General features: G+C 40.0%; 19 protein-coding genes and 7 pseudogenes. 5 read left to right on the forward strand and 21 right to left on the reverse strand.

Going from position 1 to position 23,735, the window contains the following annotated elements:
- Nucleotides 1-6 precede the first annotated feature (6 nt).
- From ACSLFW_RS00085 to ACSLFW_RS00110, 6 genes and pseudogenes are all read right to left on the reverse strand, one after another.
- A pseudogene (locus ACSLFW_RS00085) lies at nt 7-950 on the reverse strand (PstS family phosphate ABC transporter substrate-binding protein).
- A 230-nt stretch (nt 951-1,180) separates the two neighbouring features.
- A complete protein-coding gene (locus ACSLFW_RS00090; protein ID WP_436554135.1) occupies nt 1,181-1,420 on the reverse strand; it encodes an energy transducer TonB in 240 nt (79 codons plus the stop codon).
- A gap of 82 nt (nt 1,421-1,502) precedes the next feature.
- On the reverse strand, nt 1,503-1,970 hold the full coding sequence (locus ACSLFW_RS00095; RefSeq protein ID WP_436554136.1) for a hypothetical protein: 468 nt from the start codon (nt 1,968-1,970) through the stop codon (nt 1,503-1,505).
- A 22-nt stretch (nt 1,971-1,992) separates the two neighbouring features.
- Nucleotides 1,993-2,527 (reverse strand): annotated as a pseudogene (locus ACSLFW_RS00100) (ExbD/TolR family protein).
- 18 nt (nt 2,528-2,545) lie between these two features.
- Nucleotides 2,546-3,163 (reverse strand): ExbD/TolR family protein, encoded by a 618-nt coding sequence (locus ACSLFW_RS00105; RefSeq protein WP_436554137.1) that lies wholly within the window; start codon nt 3,161-3,163, stop codon nt 2,546-2,548.
- A 51-nt stretch (nt 3,164-3,214) separates the two neighbouring features.
- Nucleotides 3,215-4,054, reverse strand: a pseudogene (locus ACSLFW_RS00110) (MotA/TolQ/ExbB proton channel family protein).
- A 434-nt stretch (nt 4,055-4,488) separates the two neighbouring features.
- On the opposite strand from ACSLFW_RS00110, the gene ACSLFW_RS00115 reads away from it, so the two are divergent.
- The 3 genes from ACSLFW_RS00115 (at nt 4,489) to ACSLFW_RS00125 (ending at nt 6,204) form a co-directional block, all read left to right on the forward strand.
- The gene (locus ACSLFW_RS00115; protein WP_436554138.1) at nt 4,489-4,857 is read left to right on the forward strand and encodes a DMT family protein; all 369 of its coding nucleotides are present in this window, start codon (nt 4,489-4,491) and stop codon (nt 4,855-4,857) included.
- Nucleotides 4,858-4,940: 83 nt separating this feature from the next.
- Complete coding sequence (locus ACSLFW_RS00120; RefSeq protein ID WP_436554139.1) at nt 4,941-5,102, forward strand: FAD-dependent oxidoreductase; 162 nt, start codon at nt 4,941-4,943, stop codon at nt 5,100-5,102.
- A 22-nt stretch (nt 5,103-5,124) separates the two neighbouring features.
- Nucleotides 5,125-6,204 (forward strand): NAD(P)/FAD-dependent oxidoreductase, encoded by a 1,080-nt coding sequence (locus tag ACSLFW_RS00125; protein WP_436554140.1) that lies wholly within the window; start codon nt 5,125-5,127, stop codon nt 6,202-6,204.
- A 39-nt stretch (nt 6,205-6,243) separates the two neighbouring features.
- On the opposite strand, the gene ACSLFW_RS00130 is transcribed toward ACSLFW_RS00125, so the two are convergent.
- On the reverse strand, nt 6,244-7,581 hold the full coding sequence (locus tag ACSLFW_RS00130; RefSeq protein WP_436554141.1) for an FAD-dependent oxidoreductase: 1,338 nt from the start codon (nt 7,579-7,581) through the stop codon (nt 6,244-6,246).
- A gap of 258 nt (nt 7,582-7,839) precedes the next feature.
- Here ACSLFW_RS00130 and ACSLFW_RS00135 point away from each other — a divergent pair, with 258 nt between their 5' ends.
- Nucleotides 7,840-9,189, forward strand: coding sequence for a fibronectin type III domain-containing protein (locus ACSLFW_RS00135; protein ID WP_436554142.1), 1,350 nt, complete (start codon nt 7,840-7,842; stop codon nt 9,187-9,189).
- Nucleotides 9,190-9,196: 7 nt separating this feature from the next.
- Nucleotides 9,197-9,508, forward strand: a complete 312-nt coding sequence (locus ACSLFW_RS00140) for a T9SS type A sorting domain-containing protein (RefSeq protein WP_436554143.1) — start codon at nt 9,197-9,199, stop codon at nt 9,506-9,508.
- 34 nt (nt 9,509-9,542) lie between these two features.
- Here the strand turns inward: ACSLFW_RS00140 and kynU are convergent.
- From kynU to ACSLFW_RS00210, 14 genes and pseudogenes are all read right to left on the reverse strand, one after another.
- Nucleotides 9,543-10,855 (reverse strand): annotated as a pseudogene (gene kynU, locus ACSLFW_RS00145) (kynureninase).
- Nucleotides 10,856-11,046: 191 nt separating this feature from the next.
- Nucleotides 11,047-12,096 carry a tRNA preQ1(34) S-adenosylmethionine ribosyltransferase-isomerase QueA gene (gene queA, locus ACSLFW_RS00150; RefSeq protein ID WP_436554144.1) on the reverse strand — a complete coding sequence of 350 codons (1,050 nt, stop codon included), beginning with the start codon at nt 12,094-12,096 and terminating at the stop codon, nt 11,047-11,049.
- 119 nt (nt 12,097-12,215) lie between these two features.
- Nucleotides 12,216-13,462 (reverse strand): annotated as a pseudogene (gene aroA, locus ACSLFW_RS00155) (3-phosphoshikimate 1-carboxyvinyltransferase).
- A 207-nt stretch (nt 13,463-13,669) separates the two neighbouring features.
- Nucleotides 13,670-13,996 carry a nucleotide pyrophosphohydrolase gene (locus ACSLFW_RS00160; protein ID WP_436554145.1) on the reverse strand — a complete coding sequence of 109 codons (327 nt, stop codon included), beginning with the start codon at nt 13,994-13,996 and terminating at the stop codon, nt 13,670-13,672.
- A gap of 189 nt (nt 13,997-14,185) precedes the next feature.
- Nucleotides 14,186-15,667, reverse strand: coding sequence for a transglutaminase domain-containing protein (locus ACSLFW_RS00165; RefSeq protein ID WP_436554146.1), 1,482 nt, complete (start codon nt 15,665-15,667; stop codon nt 14,186-14,188).
- 21 nt (nt 15,668-15,688) lie between these two features.
- Entirely contained in the window at nt 15,689-16,201 is a 513-nt protein-coding gene (locus ACSLFW_RS00170; protein WP_436554147.1) for a hypothetical protein, read from the reverse strand.
- On the reverse strand, nt 16,198-17,064 hold the full coding sequence (locus tag ACSLFW_RS00175) for a DUF3858 domain-containing protein (protein ID WP_436554148.1): 867 nt from the start codon (nt 17,062-17,064) through the stop codon (nt 16,198-16,200). The genes ACSLFW_RS00170 and ACSLFW_RS00175 overlap by 4 nt, the downstream gene beginning before the upstream one ends.
- Nucleotides 16,973-18,121: a DUF3857 domain-containing protein gene (locus tag ACSLFW_RS00180; RefSeq protein ID WP_436554149.1), complete on the reverse strand. Its 1,149-nt coding sequence runs from the start codon at nt 18,119-18,121 to the stop codon at nt 16,973-16,975. The genes ACSLFW_RS00175 and ACSLFW_RS00180 overlap by 92 nt, the downstream gene beginning before the upstream one ends.
- Before the next feature lie 49 nt (nt 18,122-18,170).
- The gene (gene dtd, locus ACSLFW_RS00185) at nt 18,171-18,623 is read right to left on the reverse strand and encodes a D-aminoacyl-tRNA deacylase (protein ID WP_436554150.1); all 453 of its coding nucleotides are present in this window, start codon (nt 18,621-18,623) and stop codon (nt 18,171-18,173) included.
- Between the two features lie 3 nt (nt 18,624-18,626).
- Nucleotides 18,627-19,607: a ribosome small subunit-dependent GTPase A gene (rsgA, locus tag ACSLFW_RS00190; RefSeq protein ID WP_436554151.1), complete on the reverse strand. Its 981-nt coding sequence runs from the start codon at nt 19,605-19,607 to the stop codon at nt 18,627-18,629.
- 31 nt (nt 19,608-19,638) lie between these two features.
- Nucleotides 19,639-20,720 (reverse strand): annotated as a pseudogene (locus tag ACSLFW_RS00195) (chorismate mutase).
- Between the two features lie 87 nt (nt 20,721-20,807).
- A pseudogene (locus ACSLFW_RS00200) lies at nt 20,808-21,952 on the reverse strand (pyridoxal phosphate-dependent aminotransferase).
- Nucleotides 21,949-22,776, reverse strand: a complete 828-nt coding sequence (locus ACSLFW_RS00205) for a prephenate dehydratase (RefSeq protein ID WP_436554152.1) — start codon at nt 22,774-22,776, stop codon at nt 21,949-21,951. The pseudogene ACSLFW_RS00200 and the gene ACSLFW_RS00205 overlap by 4 nt, the downstream one beginning before the upstream one ends.
- A gap of 237 nt (nt 22,777-23,013) precedes the next feature.
- Nucleotides 23,014-23,592: an outer membrane beta-barrel protein gene (locus tag ACSLFW_RS00210; RefSeq protein WP_436554153.1), complete on the reverse strand. Its 579-nt coding sequence runs from the start codon at nt 23,590-23,592 to the stop codon at nt 23,014-23,016.
- Between the last annotated feature and the right edge of the window lie 143 nt (nt 23,593-23,735).

Genomic DNA, 23,735 nt, shown 5'->3' on the forward strand with positions numbered 1-23,735 from the left:
TTAATTTTATTTATTGTTTGTAATTTCCTTTCGGATATTAAGATTCCTACTTGGAATTCTAATCGGCATCAATCCGAACTTAAGAACTATTCTTTGCCCGATCTCACCTGCAACAAAAGAAGCAAAACCCATACCTAAACCGGCATTTCCCTGATAATTTAACAAATACAATTTACGTATTAAAGGATATGAACCTGTAGCAATATTGGACTGATTAGGCTTATAGTACTTCAAATCGTTATTCTTATTTTTAACATTTCGGACTGCCATGACAGTAATTTTTTCCATTACCGACTGCCAATCGGGATTAGCCTGCACGATTGAATTAAGTCCGACCACGCCAATCAAACCTGGATTTTCAGCCACATACCTGATGACTTCCTTATGTGATTTTAATGAAAAAACATTTTTCGCATCTACAGATTTCATTCCTGAGATACTGTCCATATATCTAGCTGAACTTGAATTTGGATTATCGAAAACCAAGCCTTTAATTCTACTTGGTTTTTGCTGTAAAAAATTGATGATTTCTTGTAGGTCGACTATGGAATCGTTGATTGATTTGTTAGAGATAAACGCAATGGCATCAGTAGCGAAAGGTGTTATTCTGGGAATAATTTTCTTGGATTCAAAACCTTTAGATTCTGACGCTGTAAGTTTACAGACAATACCGCGATTTGCGCTTTGCCAGTAATCAGCATATTAACAACTTCTGTTTCCGATTTGCTGATTAAATCTAACTTCGCGTTGTATTGACTTTCAAAAACAATTGCCTGATCTTCTACAATTGGTTCAACAGTTTCATCAACCAAAATTGTTGCCTTACCTTCAAGTACCGAAGGCTCATCTGAATCTCCTTGTTTTGTATTCTTACAAGCCAGTAAAATGACAAAAATTATAGCAAAAAGAACAGAAATCTTAATTATCGGTAATTTTATTTGTCCTGACATGATTTATTTTTTTTGTAATACACGTATAAATCTGAAAACGGCATAAATAATCAGTAATATTCCAAAAGGCAATCTGTATTGATGTGGAATTTTATTCAGGAATTTATCCCAGAAAATAACAAGTAAGCCTAAAGTCAGATAAACTAAAAAAAACAGTATTCCTATAACGAGCAGAAATCGCCCTTTAAGCGATTTCTGTAATCTTTCATGCGTATTTTCTCTGTTGTACATTAACCTCCTGATTGTATCGAGATTGGCAATGAAAACAATACTCTTACAGCGCGTCCGTTTTGAATACCAGGCTTCCATTTTGGTGCACTTTTCAAAACCCTTATGGCTTCTGCTCCTGTACCGTAACCCAAATCTCTTACTACTTTAATATCTGTAAGAGAGCCGTCTTTTTCAACAACAAATTGAACGATAACTTTTCCCTTTACCTCTTCATCCGGAGTTCTGAAGTTTTTTTGCACATAAGCATAAAACTTAGCGATTGCCGCCGGAAAATCTGGTTTAACTTCTACAGCATTATAAATGGTATTATCTTCAACGATTTTAGCATCTGCAGGTTAGTTCTCCGGCTGGCTCGTCCAAAACAATCTTTCCGTCATCACGACCTTCTACATCTTTTGCACCAACATTTTTGTCTTTTAGGTCTTCGATGGTTTTCATTTCCTCAACCACTTCTTCCTTTTTTACCACTTTTGGCTTAACGAATTTTACCTCTGAGATTTTTGGTGCAGGTGGCGGCGGTGGCGGCGGTGGAATTTTTGGAACATCTGGTGGCGGCGGCGCCAGTTTTGACATATCGACCATGGTAACTTTTTCTTTATCTTCATCATTTGAACTTGGCCAGTTAATCAAAGGCAAAGCTAAAAGGCTTGAAAAGATAAAAGAACCAATGACCAATGCGATCAATGTAGTGCGTGGATTTTTTTTGCGAAGTTCGTAGGCACCGTAACTTTTATTACGCCCTTCGAAAACCATATCAATCCATTTGTCTCTATAAATATCTAATTTCATAATATTATTTTTAAAGCAACAATTACTTGTCGAATAATTTTTCTTCGTCCTTTGTAATATCTACAATTGCATACTGCTTAACCTTATTAATGGCCATTTCATCCAAAATGTCAACCATATTTTTGTATGTAGATTTTTTTGCGGCTTTGATTAATACAATCAGTCCTTTTTTAGGATCTCCCATGAAAATTGGCACTGACTTTGATTTCTCAATGATGTCCTTACGAATTCCATTTTTACCATAGGCAATGTCTTTTGGCGCCTCGATTGGCGTGTCAAATTGCCCCATGTAAACCTTAAGTTTATTGTCAGGGCAGCTATGAGTATGTTCATGGTTTGCTCTTGGGCAATTTTAACCTGCTCCTGATCCGGAACATCTTTGGCATACCCAAATCCATGGATTGGGGTTTAGACAACGATGTGGTAAGCATAAAGAAGGTAATCAGAAGAAAAGCCAAATCTACCATCGCCGTTAAATCGACTTTAGAGTTTTGCTTTTTACTCCTTACCTTACCGCCTTTACCACCGCCACCATCGCCAGTATTTAATTCAGCCATTTCTTATATTTTTATGTATTAAAAATTATCGTTTCTTAAACCCGTAACCAAATTGAATTTGTTTACGTTCTGTTTCATGAGAATATCCATTACCTTTTTGATTTGAGGATATTTTTCCTTCGCGTCTCCTTTTATTGCAAAGTTTAATTGTTTTTCATGCAATTCAGCATTGGCATCTCTTGCCGCGCGAACCCAGTCAGACAATTGGTCATCAAGCGAATCTTTTGGAATTCCTATCTGTTGGCCTTTTTTATTTCGCTGTGTAGAATTCATCGAAATCAAAACCTTCAACTGATTTACCGGAACTCCAAATTCGTCGATGAGACTAAATTTGGTTTTTTCATCTTCGGTAAGATTCAGTTTGTATTTATCATTGATGGTTTCCACAGTTCTTTTTCTCACGTCTGTACCTTTTATTCCGAAGAACACCCTGCCGCTGTCACCAATAGTAATCATTGCCAAATCCGTCTCCGGTAATTTGGTCTGAACTGTTGATGCCGGCGTATCAACTGGCAACGGTTCAGGTTGTTTTGCTGTTGCGGTGAGGATAAAGAACGTAAGCAAAAGGAAAGCCACATCACACATCGCCGTCATATCGATCGATGTCATTTTTTTGGACATTTTTACTTTAGCCATACTTATTTTTTGATTTACGGAAAACGAATTCCCGAAATTTGATTTTTCTAATTAACTTCTTAAACTCCCTCTGAATCTTCTGTAAGTATTCACGATTGTAGCACCAGCCTCATCGATTGAATAAGTAAGCGTATCAATTTTAGAAGTAAAGAAATTGTACATGATGATCGCCAAAGCAGAAGTTGAGATTCCGGTAGCAGTATTAATCAAGGCCTCAGAGATACCATTTGCAAGCAAAGCCTGATCTGGAGTTCCCGCAGATGCCAATGCACCAAACGCTTTGATCATACCTGTTACTGTTCCCAAAAGACCTGCAAGTGTACCTAATGATACCAAAGTAGAAATAATAGTAAGGTTTTTCTCTAACATCGGCATTTCTAAAGAAGTTGCCTCTTCGATTTCTTTTTGGATTGTTTCAGAAGCAGCTTCACTATCAAATCCTTCTTTCTTCACTTCTTGATATTTAATCAATGCAGCTTTAATTGCGTTGGCTACAGAACCTTTTTGTTTGTCGCAATCTGCAATTGCACCTTCAATATTTCCACCATTAATGTTGGCCTGAACATTTTTCATGAATTTATCAAAGATTTCCTGTTCCGGTAGCTTTGGAAATTACAAAGAAACGCTCGAAAGAAAAAACAATTACCATTAAAAGCAGTCCCATAAGTACAGGTACGATAGGCATCCTTTATAAACCATTGCAAGATAGTTGCCTGGCAGCGGATGGCCTGTATTCACGCCTCCTTCAAAGTTTGCTCCGGCACCCATGATAAAGTTCCAGATCAACCAGCCGATAAAAATACATAATACGATTACAATCCCGGAGAACATGTTACCACCGTTAGAACCACTTTCTTTCTTCGCTACACTAGCGTTAGTTGCATTTGCCATTTTTTTAAATTTTAGTTTTTTTAAATTTTAATAGTTTTAATAGTCAGATTGATTAAAAAAATTTATTATCAGAACGACAAATTTAAATTTTTAGCGCATATAAAAAAATATATTTTAACTTTTTATTCATTATTAACACGAATTTTTGACGGCGTTAAAAAGTCAGTATTATCAATATCTGGCGCTTATTTTCAAGAATATTTTATAATCGGTTTGATTTTTTAAATTATCAATAATTTGACTTCTGATATTGTCATTTTCATTGTTAATCCGATAACCGCGAAATCGATATAATTTAATAACTGCATTCTTGTTAATATTATTGTTGCTTAACCTTAAATTTACATAGTATGCTTCAGGAATTTTATTTCGAAAAATCCAGATGATTTAAACCGTCTTATATTTGTTGCCATACTAATATTGACTTTTACATTATGAAAGCTTATCTCACCATCGGATTATTGATTCTCTCCAACATTTTTATGACACTCGCGTGGTATGGTCATCTTAAATTCAAGGAATTGAAATGGTTTGAAAATGCCGGACTTATCACAATTGTCTTAATCAGTTGGGGATTGGCACTTTTTGAATATTGTTTTCAGGTTCCCGCGAATAAAATCGGATATGAAGGCAATGGCAGCCCGTTTTCATTGATGCAACTCAAAGTCATTCAGGAAGTCATAACACTCGTTATTTTCGTGATTTTCTCGATGCTTTTCTTCAAAAATGAAACTTTCAAGTGGAATCACGCTGTTGGAATGCTGTTTCTCGTACTTGCTGTTTACTTTATTTTTAAAAAATAATCCGCACAAATTTTCCCACAAAAAAGTTAAGAAATAACTTTCCCAACTTTAAAATTCGTAAATTTAAATACTAATTTATTTGTATGGGAACCCAGAAACGAATCGTGATCGTCGGCGCCGGATTTGCCGGACTAACACTCGCCCGCCATCTTGAAAATTCCGATTATGACGTTTTATTAATCGACAGAAATAACTACCACCAATTTCAGCCTTTGATGTATCAGGTCGCAACGGCCCAGACTTGAGCCTGCCAGCATAGCATTTCCTTTGCGGAAAGTTTTCCAGCATTCGAAAAATGTACGCATCCGTATAGCCGATGTGAAAAGTGTAGATACCGAAAATAAAATCCTGAAAACATCCATAGCTGATTTTGAATATGATTTTCTCGTAATAGCATTCGGATGCACAACGAATTATTTCGGAAATACCGAGCTTGAAAAGCACGCTTTCCCAATGAAATCAATTCCCGAAGCGATCCAGTTGCGCAACCGCATTTTACAGACTTTTGAAGATGTTTTGGTGGCATCGCCTGAAGAAATTCCGTCACTGATGAATTTTGTAATCGTTGGCGGCGGCCAGACCGGAGTTGAACTCGCCGGCGCGTTATCCGAAATGAAAACCAATGTCCTTCCGAAAGATTACCCCGATAAAGATTTTGCCAGCCTGCGCATCCATCTGATTGAAAGTTCGCCGCATTTACTGAATCCGATGAGTGATGCATCGCACGAAGCTTCACGAAAATATTTGACGAAAATGGGCGTTGATGTACGCACCGAAACTTACGTCAGCAATTACGACGGCAAAATAGTGAGTTTAAAAAGCGGCGAAACCATTGCAGCCAGAAATGTAATCTGGGCGGCAGGAATAACAGGAAATACTTTGGATGGAATTCCGACAACAAGTGTTATCCGCGGCGGCAGAATGCTCGTCAATCGTTTTAATGAAATACAGGGAATGAATGACGTTTTTGCCATTGGCGACATTTGTTCGATGGTGACTCCAAAATACCCAAACGGACATCCGCAATTGGCTGCAGTTGCAAATGACCAGGCAAAAATGTTGGCAAAAAACTTCAAATTAAGATTGAAAAATAAACCCCAACAGGAATTTGAATACCACGACAAAGGCTCAATGGCAACAGTCGGAAAACGAAAAGCGGTCGTTGACCTGCCGAAATTCAGCTTTCAGGGAAGATTGGCGTGGCTGACATGGATGCTTGTTCATTTAATGCTCATTTTAAGCATCAAAAATAAAATCAGCATTTTTATCGACTGGATGTTCAGTTATTTTAGTAACGACAGTACTTTACGCGTGATTTTGAAACCGGCGGCGAGGAAAATTAAATAAAGTTTACAGTTAACAGGTTATAAATGGCAACAGCAATTATTACCGAAGAAATTCCAGGATTTTGTTTTCAACGATTTCGCTATCCCAAAGTTGCTCGATGTTGTCCATTTTCATGACCTGATCCATGATGGCGTTTTGCTGGTCGCCAATGGCGAGTGCTTCCGTATAAGGTTTGTGGCTGAAAGTTACGCGGCTGTACATTGGCAGCCATTTATCAGGATGTTTATCGGAAAAGCGCTTTTCAATTTTCTTCTGTAAAAGGAATTTTTCATCAGCAGTTTTGGTACTCATTTCCATAAAATTGCGATAAGACAATTCGGCAATCGCGTCGGTATTGGGCTTGCGCGAAATTTCGTATTCTGAGAAAATCTTCGTCCAGTCATCGCCGTACTTTTCAATCATTTCATACAAAATGGTGATATCTTCAAAACCGGCATTCATGCCTTGTCCATAAAACGGAACAATAGCGTGGCAGGCATCACCAATCAGGGCAATTTTATCTTCATATGTCCACGGAAAGCATTTCATCGTCACTAATGTACTGGTTGGATTCTTGAAAAAATCTTCGGCCAGTTCCGGGATTACATCGATCGTATCGGGAAGGTTTTTTTCGAAGAAAGCCTCGACATCCTTTCTTTCTTTAAGCGAAGCAAATGAATTTTCACCTTCAAAAGGCATAAACAAAGTACAGGTAAAACTTCCATCAAGATTAGGAAGCGCAATCAGCATATAATAACCTCTCGGCCAGATATGGAAAGAATTTTTATCAAGTTTATGGGTTCCATCGGCATTAGCAGGAATATTGAGTTCCTTGTAACCGGTATTCAGAAATTCCTGCGAATAATTGAACATGCTCTGGCGCTGCATCCTGTGGCGAATTCTTGAAAAAGCGCCATCTGCACCAAAAACCATATCGTATTGTAAATCCTGCCACTGTCCGCGTTCGGTCTCTCCGATATGCAAAGTGGCGGTTGCGAGCGTAACATCCCAGATTCTTTGTTCGAAGAAAAATTCGGCACCTGCCGCTTCTGCCAGATCAATCATCTTACGGTTCAAAGTACCGCGTGAAATCGAATAAATGCTTTCGCCTTCTTTTCCGTAATGCTGGAAGTTGATTTTGTCTTTCACATGAATGGCACGCTTGTCCATCGGAATTGCGATTTTGCGCACTTCATCGCCTACGCCTACTCCGTCAAGTGCCTTCCAGCCGCGGTGTGACATGGCCAGGTTAATGGAGCGTCCGGAGAAATTAATATTTCGGATATCGGGACTTCTGTCAAAAACATGAACTGTATGCCCGGCTCTTTTCAGGTAAATAGCGAGGAGGGATCCGACTAAACCAGAACCAACGATGGCAATTTTTTGAGATTTCTGCATGCAGTTCAAATAAACTATTGGATTGCAAAATTAAAGAATAAATATGGGTTTGCGTTTTTAACTCCCTAAATTTTTGATTGCAATAATTCTGACAAAATTGTTTTAATTTTGAATAAAATCGAACTTTTTATAAAAACCAACACATAATTATACTAATTAGTGAAAAATATAAACATCTGTTCATACAAGTAGAAAAAAATATAAATTTATGGCAATATTTTAAGCAACAGATTATTATAACCAACTAAACCAAATTCAATGAAAAAAACTTTACTATCAATTTCCGTTCTGCTCATCGCATTTACAATCCAGGCGCAGGAATACACGCCACTTCAGGTCACTTCCGGTTACAACGCGGATGTCGTGGCCGATGGGTTGAATCCGGCTGCTTTTTCAACAACATCAGCAGTGGATAATGCCAATTTTAATTTCATGTCGAATGATTATCAGGTAACTGAAGATGTACCAACCAATGATTATGCCTTGCCTGTTGAAGGCTACTTCGAAAGCACTCAGATTTCGGGGCTTTCTTATCAAATGGCACCATTTTATGAAAATAATTCACTGCAGCTTCATGAATTTGGAGACGGAGAAACTTTGACTTTTGGCAACCCGGTAACGGCAACAGATTTATATTTCATGGTTACCGGAGGAAGCGGACAAGCTACTTTTGCAGGAACCATTTATTTTTCGGATAATTCTTCACAGGAAATAACCGACAGCACTGTTCCGGATTGGTTTTACAGCAATGCATTACCTATCATCACTTCGGGATTTGGCCGCGTGAACCGGGAAAACGACGTGGTTGAAAATCCATTCGGAAATCCGCGCCTTTACCAATTGGCGATAGCTATTTTACCTGAAAATCAAGCAAAAACCATAACCAGCGTATATGTAACTAAAACCTCCGCTGCCGAAGGCGTTATCAATATTATGGGTGTAAGTGCTAAAATTTTGCCGACCTGCCCATCTCCAACCGGACTTGAATCTACTGCAACTGAAAACAGTGGTACGGTTTACTGGGAAGCAGCTGTTGTGACACCAGCAGGAGGCTATGACTATTACTATTCAACAGACGAAACAGAACCTTCAGCAGCACAAACGCCAACCGGAAACGTATCATCAGCAACAAATACGGTGACGATTTCAAATCTTCCGATTGGTCAGACCTATTATGTCTGGGTAAGATCACACTGCAGCGCCAGTGATCAGGGCGCATGGAAACTGGTTACTTTTACAACCGGACAATTGGGCTTTCCCTATGGCGAAGGGGATATTGCAACGCTGTATACCACTACAGACACCATTACAATTGACTCTGAAAACTCTTGTCCCGGGTTCATGACTGTAACCGTACCTACGGGCTATAAGATTGCATCGACTTCAACTTCTTACCAAATGCAGACAGCGAGCAATGGCTGGATGTCTGAGCAGCGTTCGCTTTTGGTTTGTAATACTTCGGGGATTTCAGAACCGGAAATCACTTCAGGTGTTGGAGGCACAGGCGGAACTTACACCTATTCACGCAACAATATCGACATCGCTAACGAATTGACAGGCGAAGTGCAATTCGAGCTTCGTGCCCTGGAGAACGTATGGTTCAAGTGATTGTAATATGGATTATAACAGGGTCTTGGGGGATACCTGGACGGTAACGATCACTTATGAGCCGGCACTCGGAATTGCAGATAACCAGAAAAATTTGTTTAAGGCTTATCCGAACCCGACACATGATGTATTGAATGTTTCGGCTGAGGAAAATATCACGAATGTAAAAATGTACAATATGCTCGGACAGGAAATCCTGAACAATGACGGAAGCGATAAATTGCTTCAATTGAACATCAGTTCATTTGCAAAAGGTACTTACTTACTAAAAGTTTTGACTGACAAAGGCGTGAAAACGATGAATGTGATTAAAGACTAAATTTTTTCTATAAATGTAAAAAGCCTGAATTCCTTCAGGCTTTTTTTATGGTGTGAAATCGGAATGCTGATATTAATTCCCAGAATTCCTTTTTTAGAATCTGCCCGAAATCATACATATCTTCATAAGAACAATACAAAGGAACCGGCGCCAATCTGATTACGTTTGGCTCACGCCAGTCTGTAATTACCCCATTTTTCATTAGATAATCGAACAAACTTCTGCCTTCTCCATGCAGGAAAACAGAAAGTTGGGAAGCACGTTCTTCCTGGTTTGAAGGCGTAATGATTTCAAAAGTACTGTCAACCTCTTTATCTATTTCGTGTAAAATGAATTCAAGATATGCCGTAATTTGGTTTCTTTTGGCAATCAATTTGTCCATACCTACTTCGGCAAACATTTCTACAGATGCCAAGTAAGGCGCCAATGTTAAAATTGGAAGGTTACTTATCTGCCAGCCATCGGCACCGTGAACCGGATCGAAATCGGGTTCCATTTTAAAGCGGCGTTCTTTGTTGTGACCCCACCATCCGGCAAAACGCACTAAACTTTTATCGTTGTGGAATTTCTCGTGAACGAAAATTCCGAAACGCATTTCCGGGACCGAATTCATGTATTTATAGCTGCACCACGCGGCGAAATCGACATTCCAGTCGTGCAGTTCGAGCTTGATGTTTCCGGCGGCATGTGCCAGGTCAAAACCTACTTTTGCGCCGGCTTTGTGACCCGCTTCAGTAATCGCTTTCATATCGAATACCTGTCCGGTGTAATAATTGACGCCACCGATTAAGACTAAAGCCAGTTCATCTCCTACTTCTTCAATTTTGGATATGATGTCTTCTAAGCGGATGTTGTGTTCGCCTTCGCGGCGTTTGATTTCAACGATTGTATCTTCTTTTTTAAACCATGAAATTCAACCTGGCTTTGAAACATATATTGGTCTGACGGAAATGCTTTTTCTTCACAGATGATTTTGTAACGCTCTCTGGTTGGTTTATAAAAGGAAACCAGCAACAGGTGGAGATTTACGGTAAGCGTATTCATTACTGTAACTTCGGATGGTTTCGCACCGACGATTTTGCTTAGCGGTTCAGCGAATCTTTCGTGATAATCCCACCATGGCTTATCGGCGTAGAAATGGCCTTCGACGGCGAGATTCGCCCAGTCATCCATGACTTCATCTATATATTTTTTGGTGCGCTTTGGCTGCAATCCGAGGGAATTTCCGGTGAAGTAGATGACGTTTTTGCCGTTGTGCTTCGGGAAGATGAATTCATTGCGGTAGGCACGCAGTTCGTCTTGTGTGTCGAGTTGTTGTGCGAATTCGCGGGTATTTTGAAAGGTCATGTTATAGTTTGTTTGTTTGGCGAATTTAGGGATTATTTGGATTCTCGCAAAGACGCAAAGGCGCAAAGTTAAATGGGAACGCGGATGACAGATTGGCGCGATTTTCGCAGATTTTTTTCGATATCAATAAAAAATCCCGCCGTGAAGCAGGATTCTTGACTCTTGTCTCTTGATTCTTGATTCTTTTCTGATTACAAAATCAGCATTGCGTCGCCGTAAGAATAGAATTTGTATTCTTCCTTGATTGCTTCGTCGTAGGCTTTTCGCATCAAATCGTGGCCACAGAATGCAGAAATCATCATCAACAATGTTGATTTTGGCGTGTGGAAATTCGTAATCATGCAATCTGCGATACTAAAATCGTGTGGCGGGAAAATGAATTTGTTCGTCCAGCCGTCATAAGGATTCAGTGTTTTTGCCGAAGAAACCGAGCTTTCGATGGCACGCATTGAAGTCGTTCCCACAGCGCAGACTTTCTTTTTATCTGCTTTTGCCTTGTTAACAATATCGCAGGCTTCCTGGGTGATTTTTAACTCCTCAGAATCCATTTTGTGTTTTGACAAGTCTTCAACCTCAACCGGGTTGAAAGTTCCCAAACCTACGTGGAGTGTGACTTCAGCGAAATTTACGCCTTTGATTTCAAGTCTTTTCAAAAGGTGTTTTGAGAAGTGCAAACCGGCAGTCGGAGCAGCAACGGCGCCTTCTTCCTTAGCATAAATGGTTTGGTAACGGTCGGCATCTTCCGGCGTTACCTCGCGGTTGATGTATTTTGGGATTGGCGTTTCACCAAGTTCCGTCAGCTTATTTCTGAATTCGTCGTAAGAACCGTCGTAAAGGAAACGCAGCGTTCTTCCGCGGGAAGTCGTGTTATCAATAACCTCAGCTACGAGCGAATCGTCGTCGCCGAAATACAATTTATTTCCGATACGGATTTTACGCGCCGGATCTACGAGAACATCCCAAAGGCGTTGCTCGGCGTTGAGTTCGCGCAATAAGAAAACCTCGATGCGCGCACCGGTTTTTTCCTTGTTGCCGTAAAGGCGCGCCGGGAAAACTTTGGTATTGTTGAGAATCAAAACGTCGCCTTCATCGAAATAATCGATTACGTCTTTGAACATTTTGTGCTCTATGGTTTTTGTTTTTCTGTTGACGACCATCAGACGGGATTCGTCTCTGTTTTCGGCCGGGAATTCTGCAAGAAGTTCTTTTGGTAAATTAAACTGAAAATTGGATAATTTCATTTAGGCTCTTTTATTTAGGCTGCAAATATACGATTGCGCGATAGGCGTTGTCAAGTGTTTTGCGGTTTATTTTTGAAAAGTCAATGGCACAAAGGCGCGAAAGCACAAAGAAGTAAAGTTTATTTTTTTTGAATTCGGAAACCGATGCTTATTAAATCGTCCCAAAAAGCGGGATAAGATTTAGAGACTACTTCAGCGTTTTCGATGACTATTGAGGTCTTTAAGGCTAACGGTGCGAAAGCCATGGCCATGCGATGATCGTTGTAAGTAGCAATCTTTACCTCAGTATTTATATTTACAGAAGGCTGTAAAGTCAGGCTGTCGTTGGTTACAAAAATATTTGCGCCTAGTTTTTTAAGTTCAGTTTTTAAAGCTTCGAGGCGATCGGTTTCTTTGATTTTTAAAGTATGTAAGCCTGTCAGATGGCATCCAATTCCTAATCCGAAGCAGGTGACGGCAATGGTCTGGGCGATGTCGGGCGTGTTATTTAGGTTCAGGGTCTTGGGTTCAGGGTTCAGGGTCTTGGGTTCAGGATTTAGGGTTTGTTTTTTAAGGGCGATTGTATTTCTGAGGAATTCAGTTTTTACACCGAAATTTTCATAGATTTCTGCCAAAGCGCTGTCGCCTTGAAGGCTGTTTTTTTTGTAAGATGACAACGTGATTTCCGTTCCTGCGGCGAAAGTGCGGCGACGGAATAAAAATACGATGCAGACGACCAATCGGATTCGACGGTAATAAGTGCAGGGTGCAGGGTGCGGGGTGCAGGGTGCACAACTATAAGATTTCCGGAAGAAGAAGTTTTTACACCAATTTCTTCAAGCAATCCTAAAGTCATTTTGATGTAAGGAACAGAAGTGATCTCGCCTTCGAGCGTGATTTCTATGCCGTTTTCGAGTTTTGGAGCAATCAGCAAAAGTGCCGAAATGTACTGGCTGCTGACATCGGCTTTTAGCGCGACTTTATTTTTAGAAAGTTTTTTCCCGGTGATTGTAATTGGTGGGAAACCTTCGTTTTCGGTGTATTCGATTTGCGCGCCCAACTGACGCAGCGCATCGACCAGGATTTTTATCGGCCTTTCCTTCATTCTTTGAGAACCGGTTAAAGTAACCGTGCGCCCTTCTGCGGAAGCGAAAAAAGCCGTCAGAAAACGCATTGCAGTGCCCGCATGATGAATATCAATCACAGCATCACTACTCTTTAAAGCTTTGACCATCACTTCGGAATCATCAGAACCGGAGGTATTTTCGAGCGTGATCTCAGGAAATAATGCCTTTAAAAGCAACAGCCGGTTGGTCTCTGATTTGGAGCCGGAAATGTTGATAGTTGACTTAGAATTGATTCGTGATAATTGCAGATTTACCTCCATTTTATTGCTCATTTTTTGCAGATTTACCGGAGAAATAAAATATTATCGTCATTATGATTGTTTGAACAGCGCAGCGCAAAATAAATCTGTCAGAACATTTTGACCCAAAATCGAGAACGCAATTTTTATCTTCTTCGAAAAGATAGAAAATCAAAAATGTGACAATTGCAGTGACTAAAAACAGTTGGAGAAACTTTCTTGTTTTCATTATTTCAGTTTGTCATTGTTGTGATGGCGATCGTGGTCGCGCTTGGTTTTCAAGTCCATTTTTTTATCGAAAGCCACTTGCAAATCGGTTCCCGTTTGGTTTGCCAGGCACAAGACTACAAAAACCACATCGGCCAATTCTTCTCCCAAATCTTTATTCTTATCGTTTTCTTTTTCTGATTGCTCGCCGTAACGACGGGCGATGATGCGCGCCACTTCGCCTACTTCTTCGGTAAGCTGTGCCATATTGGTGAGTTCATTGAAATAGCGGACGCCGTGTTCTTTTATCCAGTTGTCAACGTCGAGCTGTGCGTTTTTTAAATTCATTTTTATATTTTTAAAAGAACGATTTTTCCAGTTTGCATGATTTCAGGAGAAACAATTACAATTTAATCGTCTATTGTTTTAATAATTTACGATGTAAAAGTAATGGTTTCATTCTATATTTCTAAAGAACGATTTTGTGTATTTAATAGAAACTATTTTAGCGTTGAAATACAGGATTTAACTTCCCAATTATACTTTCTTAAGGACTATCTTTTCCTTTAATTTGTCAATCATTTTCTGGTAAAAATCCTTGAGCATCTGATAGTTTTCAGAAGGCACAATGGCTTCATTCATATCGTTTACTATCGCAAGCTGGATTTTGTTTCCGGTATTGGCAATGGTATATTTGAAAGCGCTCATTTTATTTTCTGTTCCAATGCTTGTTTGCTGCGGAAGTGATTCGATTGCATAACCTTCAGGAATTTCGATACTGACATTATATTTATACTGCGTCGGATAACCAAAATCAACCGGATATTCGCGCGTTTCCTGTTTGAAAGGATTTTCGCTGTCAGTAAGGAACAATAAAGGCGAAAAGTAAATTTTATCGCCGATGACTTCTGAGGCTTTTGTTTCCTTGAAAGAAAAAGACTCTACTACCGGCTTGCTAAGGTCGAGTTCATTTTCGCGGACATAGTCAGAGACTTCAATTTTATTGTTATTGTTTTCGAGTTTTTCAAGATAAGAATCCTGTGTAAGTCCGACATTTTTTTGGCGGAAATACAGCGCATTCTGGTCGGAAAACTGATTCCTGATCTTTCCGTTGATTTCGCCGTCCGGCCTGATTGTAAACATCATATTGACGACTTCTCTTGATTGCATATCCGGAATCAGGTTAATCTCAGCAGATGTGCCATCTTTCCTGATCAGCCTTCCAAACCAGTTCAGGTCGCGCACCGGCAGTATTCCGGGCAACGAATATTTTTCGGTGGCATCAAGCAGTACAACACTGCCTGGCAATTCAACGGCTGCAATGACGTAGTTGAAAGCACTTCTCGAAGGAAAAAGCGGAATTCCGTTTGACCTTGTACTGACCAAAACCGGATTGGCGGTCAAGCCAACATTGCGCAACATTGCAGTGAGCATAAGGTTGATTTCGGCAACGTTGCCGGTTTTATCTTTGTATGCCCTTCTTACACCTTCGTTACAGCCATAGCTATAAAATCCGTCCCATTTGACGCTTGATTTTACAAAGTTAAAAATGGCGGCTACTTTTTCGTTGTCACTGGACAATCCGGCAGTCAACGCTTTTATGTCGTCTTCAAAATAACCGGTTTTATTGAGTTCAGGACCGAAATCGTCTCTGTCGTAAATAGACTTGGTAACACTTTCCCAATCAGTAGAAAGCATTTTCATCGGACTGTCGGGCCATTTCACCATTGCAAGTTCATGCGAAACGCTTGAGGTATAATTATCAATGTTGTTAACGAAATTCTCGTCTTTCATTGACGGCAAATCCTTCTCTACATAAGTTATTATGTTTTCGCGGTAATCGGTTTTATCAGTAGTAAAATTGGTCTTTACGACGCGATTGCCCGTACGTTCTTTACTGGTGGTGGTATAACTGCGGCTCGCAGTGGTTTTTGTAGTTACCGGAATAATAAAGCCTTTGAAGGCAGCATTATAAGTATAGTATTCTGGAGTTGCCACCTTAAATTCTGAATAGTTCACAGGTATATCTTCCTGAAAGGTTCAGTCAGGAAGCGTGCTCACATAAGGCGATTCTATAGTGTACCTGTATTCTATAACGGTGCCCTCTTTTACATTGGGCATTGTGATTTTTTTGAAAGACCATAATTTATTGACCTTTTCATTGAATTCACCGTCACTTTTCAATTTTGTCTTTTCTATTTTTCCGTCTACGATGTTGTAACTATAGGCTTTTGAGAATTCAACTTTTTCTCCGGGAATTTCTCCGCTGAAATACAATACTTTTTTGTTCGACCAATCATAACCCTCTTTGGTGTATATCTTAATCCTCACTTCCACTTCGGTAGTCATTGTAAAGCCGCCTCTGTTATCGTTATAGGAGAAATAGGTACTTCCTCTTTCAAATAATATCGCTGCAGGGGCGTCTGCTTCTCGTGGATGTCTGGTTTCCTGCAGCTCTTCCATACTAACTTTCCCCAGTTCGAATTTCTGGGCATTTACGGTAAACGCAGTCATCAACAATAGGGCAATTAAATTTGTAATCCTTATTCTCATAATTTCAGCTTTTTCTTGGTTAGTACTATTTTGGCATTGTCGTTTCTAGCGATTTGCTCGCGGAAGAGCCTGTAATCTTCATATTCTTTGTTGTCGTAGTAGCCGTCTTTTATCAGCAATGATCTTTTATAGAGCAATGTATTGTCCTGATTTTTGACGATTTGCGTACTGTATTCACCGAATTTGTTTTTCGATTCGAAATTTGACGGCAGCGCCTCAATGTCGTATCCTTCGGGCAAATTAATTGTGATTTCATCATAATCATAATAGCCTCTGCTTACTTCAAACGGATTTTCGCGGGTACGGTATTTTTTCGGCGTATTGCCATTTACATTAAACGCATCAAGGACAAACATCATCCTGCCTCCGCTATTGGCTGCATAACCGGCAGCCGAAATTTGGATATCCTGGGTAAAAGTAACATCATCTGCATTGTTTTTGAAGCTGATTTTCTCTAATTTCAGGTTGTTGATGTTTCCGAAATAATTTTTATAAAAAGCTTCTTTGTCTGTTTCCGACAATCTTTCTTTTGTAAAGATATGATCATACTGCGACCCTTTCGATACAATCGACATTTTACCTGAAAGACTGCCGTCAGGCCCAATCACATAATTGCCATTGGTTAACTGGCTGTTGTCTTTTTCGAGGAATGATTTTGTTTTTACGATTTCCCCGCCGTCCGGTTTTATGAGTAAAACTTGTCTTCCATCGGTAAAATTGCCCTGAAATCCGAAAGGGTGAATCTGGCTTGTGCATTCCAGCCAAATCAAATCATTCTTTACCGGAATGGCAAGAATAGCGTGATTTCCCTGAACAGAAGCGAAATCCTCCTGTAATCCTTTTCGGGTCAGTGGTACCGGCATAAGCAACTGTATAATACGACGGAACGCCAACAACTTCCAGCAATGCCCTGGTGTAATTTGACAGTGCCTTGCAATCTCCGTATCCGAGTTTATCGACATCCTTAGCCAACATCGGCTTAAATCCTCCGATACCAATTTGAACGCTGACATAACGCGTTTTGTCCTGTACATATTTGTAGATGATTTTGGCAATTGCAACCGGATCTTTTTCGGCGCCTACCAACTGTTTTACCTTATTCTGCGTTTCAACGGGCAGTTCATCAGTCCCGACCAAAAGGTTGTCATAATACCATTTGCCGAATTCCTGCCAGTTTTTGGCTTCGCCATCAACGCCCTCAAGGTTGAATTTTTCGAGTTTCATATAAACGATGGGCGCAATTGCCATGAATTCGGGGCTGCTTTCTTCACCTTTCATCGCGTGCACATTAGACGCCGTATAGCTCAATTGGCCGCTGCTCTCTGTTTTTTGAATGTTGTATTTTGGGGCGAAATTAACTTCCTTCGCCTTAAAACCAAGACTTTCAGGGAAAGTAACAGTGACATTAGACTTCAGAGTGCTTACGTAATAGCCGTCAACGGGCAGCCATTTAGGTAAAAACGCTGTATTTGAAGTTTCCGTTACCGTTTCAAAAACAACCGTAAAAGGATAGTTTACAGGAGTGTAATCGTAATATAACGTGCGGTTGTCATTAAAAATAGAAAAACCATCGCCAACGCTTACATCTCTGAAATCTTTCCTTTTGACCGATTTAATTTCTTTTCCGAAAGCATCGTAGAATTTGGCTTCAATTTTCGACACCTTTCTGTTTTTATCATAATACGCAGATAAATCAAGGTTTTGCATACCCTGTTCATTCAAAATAGTGGTTACGGTTTTTGACGTAATGGTCATGTCTCTTTGAGAAGAGATGTTCACATTCAATTCGTCGAGCCTGATGACCGCATTTGCATTTTCTTTAAGCTCCTCCGGAATGAGTAATGCAGTATATTCGGGCTTTTGCCCAATGGCAGAAAGGGTGACACCTATGAATAGGCAACAATAAAAAAGCGATTTCATAAATGAAGTTTTACCAAAAATATATAAAATTTTTAGAAAACATTAACATTTACATTTTATTTTTAGTATCGATAAGTATTGTTACGGGACCATCGTTGATAAGGCCGACTTTCATATCTGCACCGAACTGTCCTGTGCCGATAGTTTTGCCAAATTCAGTCTCGATTCTGCTTATGAATTTTTGATAAAGCGGAATGGCAATTTCGGGTTTTGCCGCTTTTACATAAGACGGGCGATTGCCTTTTTTGGTAAGTGCATGCAGCGTAAACTGGCTGACTGTAATAATATCGCCGTTGATTTCTTTGACCGACAGATTCATCACCCCATGCTCATCCCCGAAAATCCTGAGGTTTACGATTTTTGCTGCAAGCCAATCAATATCTTCCTGATTGTCTGTTTCTTCAATGCCGATTAAAATCAATAATCCTGAGCCGATTGCAGCTACAATTTCGCCATCTATAGTTACCGATGCCTGTGAAACTCTTTGAAGAACCGCTTTCATAGCTTAATTTTTGCGTGATTCGTCGCTGGCGATACGGTCGTCGTTATAAATGTCGGTGCGGTAATGCTCATCGTCGCCTTCAAGGATCTGCAGGTAACTTCTATAACGCGACCAGGCTATCTCATCATTTTCCAATGCTTTTTTGATGGCGCAGTGCGGTTCGTCTTTGTGAAGGCAATTGTTGAACTTGCATTGGCCCTGCCTTCTGAAGAATTCCGGAAAATAACCGCTTAATTCTTCCTTCTCGATATCAACGACTCCAAATCCTTTGATTCCGGGCGTGTCGATAATTTTTGCATCAAAAGACAAATCATACATTTCTGCAAATGTAGTTGTGTGCTGTCCTTGTTTGCTTTGCTCGGAAATATTTTTTGTTTTCAGGTTCAGATTCGGTTCAAGCGCATTGACCAAAGTTGATTTCCCTACGCCTGAATGCCCTGAGAACATGCTGACTTTTCCAATCATCATTTCCTTCAATTTATCGATTCCTTTGTGTTCAATTGAAGAAATTCTCAGGCATTTGTAGCCTATTTCCTGATAAATATGCTGCAGATAAAGTTGTTCATCGAGCGTAGCATCATCAAAAGTATCAATTTTGTTGAAGACGATGACAGCTTCAATCCCATACGCTTCGGCGGTTACCAGGAAACGGTCGATAAAACTCGTCGTGGTTGGCGGATTATTAATCGTAACGAGCAAAAAAACCTGGTCAATATTAGACGCAATGATATGCAGCTGCTTGGAAAGGTTGACCGATTTCCTTACGATATAATTCTTCCTTTCATGGATTTTGTTAATCGTTCCGGTAACGGCATCAGAAGTTTTATCAAGTTCATAATCGACGATATCGCCCACCGCTATCGGGTTGGTGCTCTTGATGCCGTTCATGCGGAATTTTCCTTTCATGCGGCATTCCATAAAATCGCCATCATCAGATTTTACAGTATACCAGCTTCCTGTCGATTTATAAACCACTCCTGTCATGCGGCAAATTTACGATTTTTAGATTTGAAAATCAGCCATTGATGATTTTCTGCTGGTGCGCGATGCTTTCCTGATGAATTGCCTTGAATAACCGAAGGATAAATTCTTCGCTGAGCCCTTTCTGTTCGCCATCGAGAATCATTTTTCCTAAGATTTCATTCCATCTCTTATTTTGTAAAACCGCGACATTGTTGGCTTTTTTAAGTGCGCCGATTTGCTCTGAAACTTTCATCCGATTACCCAAAATCTCGAGCAGTTTCGCATCGGCAACGTCGATATTGGCACGCAGCTTTATCATTTCTGTATTAAAATCATCTTTTTCTGTCGTCAATTGACGGATGCGCAAATCGCGGAAAATCTGTTTCAAAGCCGCCGGCGTGACTTGTTGTGCGGCATCGCTCCAGGCATTGTCGGGATCATTGTGTGTTTCAATAATCATCCCATCGTAATTCAAATCGAGAGCCTGTTGTGCCACTTCCTGAATCATGTCACGTTTTCCTGTAATGTGCGAAGGGTCAATAATCAGCGGCAAATCGGGAAAACGACTCTGCAATTCAATGGCAATCTGCCATTCCGGAATGTTGCGGTATTTTGTTTTTTCGTAAGTGGAAAAGCCACGGTGAATCACGCCAAGCTTTTTGATTCCGGCATTGTGCAATCTTTCGACAGCGCCAATCCACAGCGCCAAATCCGAATTTACAGGATTTTTCACCAAAACGATTTTATCTGTATTTTGAAGCGCATCGGCGATTTCCTGCACCGCAAAAGGATTTACAGTCGTTCTTGCTCCAATCCACAATACGTCGATATCATGTTCCAAAGCGAGTTTTACATGTGTTGCATTGGCAACCTCAACAGCCATTAAAAGTCCGGTTTCTGCTTTTGCTTTTTGGAGCCATTTGAGTCCGATGGCACCGACACCTTCAAATCCGCCCGGACGCGTTCTTGGTTTCCAGATGCCCGCACGAAAAATACTGACATCAGAATCTTTTAATTCATGTGCTATTTTTAACACCTGTTCTTCGGTTTCGGCACTGCATGGCCGGCTATTACGAGTGGATGGTCGAGTTTGAAAGCTTCGAGCCATTGTCCTAAATCTTTATTATTTTCCATTTTAAGTTGGTTTTTACCGCAAAGTCACTAAGTTTTCGCAAAGTTCACAAAGCTATGATTATTGTTGTTTTGGGTTATATTAATTTTTTAAAATCTGGATAATGCCTCAAGAATTCTTTCTTCAGCAATACAAAGCGAAAAACGGATATATCCTGCGCCATTGCTCCCAAAAATAGTTCCCGGCGTGATGAATACATCTTTTTCATAAAGCAACTCATCAACAAATACTTCTGCATCAGTAATATTTTCCGGTAATTTCGCCCAAACGAACATTCCGACGGCATTTTTATCGTAAGTGCATTTGAGTCTATCAGCCAACTGAAAAATTAAATCGCGTCGTTTGCTGTAAATTTTATTTTGCATTGCAAACCAGGTTTCATCAGATTTGAAAGCTTCAATTGCTCCTTTCTGAATGCCGTAAAACATTCCGCTGTCCATGTTGCTTTTTACCTTTAAAACTGCGTTGATCATTTCGGCATTTCCCGAAACCATTCCAACACGCCAGCCAGACATATTGAAGGTTTTGCTTAAGGAATTTAATTCTAAAGTCACCTCTTTTGCGCCTTCAACCTGCAAAATCGAAATCGGATTCTCGTTAAGCACAAAACTATATGGATTGTCATTGATGAGTAAAATCTGATGCTTTTCAGCGAAAGCCAGCAATTTTTCAAACAATTGCAAACTTCCGGTTGCGCCGGTCGGCATGTGCGGATAATTGGTCACATGAGTTTTACTTTCGATAAATCGGTTTTTTCAAGCGCTTCAAAATCAGGCTCCCAATTATTCTTTTCGGTTAAATCGTAAAAAATTGGCTGAGCTCCAACGAGATTGGTAACTGAAGTATACGTCGGATAACCCGGATTCGGAATCAAAACCGCATCGCCTTCATTCAGAAACGCCAGCGAAATGTGCATGATGCCTTCTTTCGAACCCATCAACGGCAGGATTTCTGAATTTGGATTCAGGCTTATACCAAATTGATGCTGATAAAAATCCGACATCGCCTTTCGAAGTTCAGGCAAACCTTGATAACTCTGATATTGATGTGCGTTTTCATCGTGCATTGCATTTTTAATCGCTTCGATTACGGCTTGCGACGGCTTTAAATCCGGACTGCCGATGCCCATATTAATGATGGGTTTTCCGGCGGCAATCAGTTCGCGCACTTCCCGCAATTTGGATGAAAAATAATATTCTTCGACGGTATTTAATCTGTTGGCTGTTGTAATCATTGCTGTCCTTTTTTGTATTCGCCTAAAACTTTGAAATGTGTGGTCATCAATTGGAGGATTTTTTTGGCTTTTTCGTAATGCTTGTATTTTTCGAAAACGACATCGACAAAAAATGAATATTGAAATGGCGTTTCAATAATCGGCATCGACTGGATTTTAGTGAGGTTCAATTTGCAATTGTTCATTACATTTAAAATCGTTGCAAGGCTTCCGGGCGTGTCGTCGAGTTCAAATTTTACAGAAGCTTTGTTGATTTCGTCTTTCGGGATCTCCTTATTCTGCGTTTTCACAATTACGAAACGCGTCTTATTGCTTTTCACGGTATGAATACCACCGGCGAGAATTTCCAAATCGTATAAAGTCGCCGCAATCGGACTCGCAATTGCTGCAATTCCCAGCAAATTTTCGCGCTGTATCCGCTGCGCCGTTTCTGCCGTATCAGCACTTTCCACAACTTTTATATGCGGATGTTGGTTCAGGAAAACCGCACATTGCAACAGTGCAATCGGATGCGAATGCACTTCCTTAATATCTTCGATTTTCTGTCCTTTTAGCGCCATCAGGTTCATATGAATGTCAAGATAATGTTCGCCGATGATGTGCAGATTATTATTATCGATGAGCGCGTAATTCGGAATGATTGAACCGGCAATTGAATTTTCCAAAGCCATTACGCCTTTCTGCGCCTTGTTTTCACAAAGGCTTTTCACGAGAAGTTCAAACGACATGCATTCGTCTAGCGGAAAATCTTCGTTGAAATATTCCTTCGACACCTGATGGTGAAACGAGCCTTTTATACCCTGAATTGCAATTTTTGTTTCCATACGCACAAAAAAAAATCCCGATTTGCATCGGGATTTGTGTATATTTTGAATTAATAACCAATCAAATAACAATACAGCAGTCCCGTTCTTCTGTACAGAAGAAATAAAATGAATTGCTGTAATAAAAACTGTTGTTGAACATTTTCGTTTTTTGTTATTGGCTAAAGTAAAAAATTTTGTTGTCGGTTTTACAAAAGATTTTGCTTTCGGGTGATTTTTATGAAATTCTCAAAAATCCTAGAAATTTTTTGAAACTCCCATAGTAAAACTATTGCCGAAGTCTAAATTGAAACCGCTTGAGTCGGAGCCGCCATCTATAGAACTGTGTCCGTAGTTTATACCTCCGAAACCAAAATTGAGTCCGAAATTGTTTTTCAGATTCACGTAAACTGCCGGTGTAAAAGCAATGCCGAAGCCATTTGCTTTATATTCAGTACTTCCCGGATCGTATTCCGTTTTTGTACTGTTAAACGAAGTCGACAAGTCGCCATACACAGAAAAAATGTCGGTCAAAGGCTGTGTGTAACGTCCAAATACTCCAAATGAATAAGCATTGGATGTAGATTCATTGGTGGCAACATTATTGGTTTCATTCTTATTGTGACTGTAGCTGGCAACAAGTCCGAGCGTCCAATGGTCTGTAAATTGGTAACCCACTTTTGGTGCAAAGCTGAATGTCGTTGATTTATTTTCATTCGCACCGTCATCAGTTTTGTTCGTAGAAAATCCTACGCTGCCCATTACGAGATAAGTTCCTTTTTGCGCATTGGCAAAACCTGCAATCGCCAACATGGCGACAAAGATAATTTTCTTCATGATTAATATGTTTTAGTTTGTTTTGCAGATACAACAACGATGCCGATAATTCTTACAAATTATAATTTAACAAAGTGCTAACAGCATTGCAATCCTAATAAGTTGATTATCAGTAAAATTTATTGCAATATTTTTTGCGTATT

It is taken from the genome of Flavobacterium sp. 3HN19-14 (assembly GCF_051373205.1).
In the GTDB taxonomy this organism is placed as follows: Bacteria; Bacteroidota; Bacteroidia; order Flavobacteriales; family Flavobacteriaceae; genus Flavobacterium.

Coding starts and splice junctions, on each gene's coding strand:
- ACSLFW_RS00130 (WP_436554141.1), bottom strand. CDS start 7,581: ATGCAGAAATCTCAAAAAATTGCCATCGTTGGTTCTGGTTTAGTCGGA.
- ACSLFW_RS00170 (WP_436554147.1), bottom strand. CDS start 16,201: ATGAGAATAAGGATTACAAATTTAATTGCCCTATTGTTGATGACTGCG.
- ACSLFW_RS00175 (WP_436554148.1), bottom strand. CDS start 17,064: ATGCCGGTACCACTGACCCGAAAAGGATTACAGGAGGATTTCGCTTCT.
- ACSLFW_RS00205 (WP_436554152.1), bottom strand. CDS start 22,776: ATGGAAACAAAAATTGCAATTCAGGGTATAAAAGGCTCGTTTCACCAT.
- rsgA (WP_436554151.1), bottom strand. CDS start 19,607: ATGACAGGAGTGGTTTATAAATCGACAGGAAGCTGGTATACTGTAAAA.
- queA (WP_436554144.1), bottom strand. CDS start 12,096: ATGAAATTATCCAATTTTCAGTTTAATTTACCAAAAGAACTTCTTGCA.
- ACSLFW_RS00095 (WP_436554136.1), bottom strand. CDS start 1,970: ATGAAATTAGATATTTATAGAGACAAATGGATTGATATGGTTTTCGAA.
- ACSLFW_RS00180 (WP_436554149.1), bottom strand. CDS start 18,121: ATGAAATCGCTTTTTTATTGTTGCCTATTCATAGGTGTCACCCTTTCT.
- ACSLFW_RS00160 (WP_436554145.1), bottom strand. CDS start 13,996: ATGAATTTAAAAAACGCACAGCTCGACGTTGACAACTGGATAAAAGAA.
- dtd (WP_436554150.1), bottom strand. CDS start 18,623: ATGAAAGCGGTTCTTCAAAGAGTTTCACAGGCATCGGTAACTATAGAT.
- ACSLFW_RS00210 (WP_436554153.1), bottom strand. CDS start 23,592: ATGAAGAAAATTATCTTTGTCGCCATGTTGGCGATTGCAGGTTTTGCC.
- ACSLFW_RS00115 (WP_436554138.1), top strand. CDS start 4,489: ATGAAAGCTTATCTCACCATCGGATTATTGATTCTCTCCAACATTTTT.
- ACSLFW_RS00120 (WP_436554139.1), top strand. CDS start 4,941: ATGGGAACCCAGAAACGAATCGTGATCGTCGGCGCCGGATTTGCCGGA.
- ACSLFW_RS00105 (WP_436554137.1), bottom strand. CDS start 3,163: ATGGCTAAAGTAAAAATGTCCAAAAAAATGACATCGATCGATATGACG.
- ACSLFW_RS00135 (WP_436554142.1), top strand. CDS start 7,840: ATGAAAAAAACTTTACTATCAATTTCCGTTCTGCTCATCGCATTTACA.
- ACSLFW_RS00140 (WP_436554143.1), top strand. CDS start 9,197: ATGGATTATAACAGGGTCTTGGGGGATACCTGGACGGTAACGATCACT.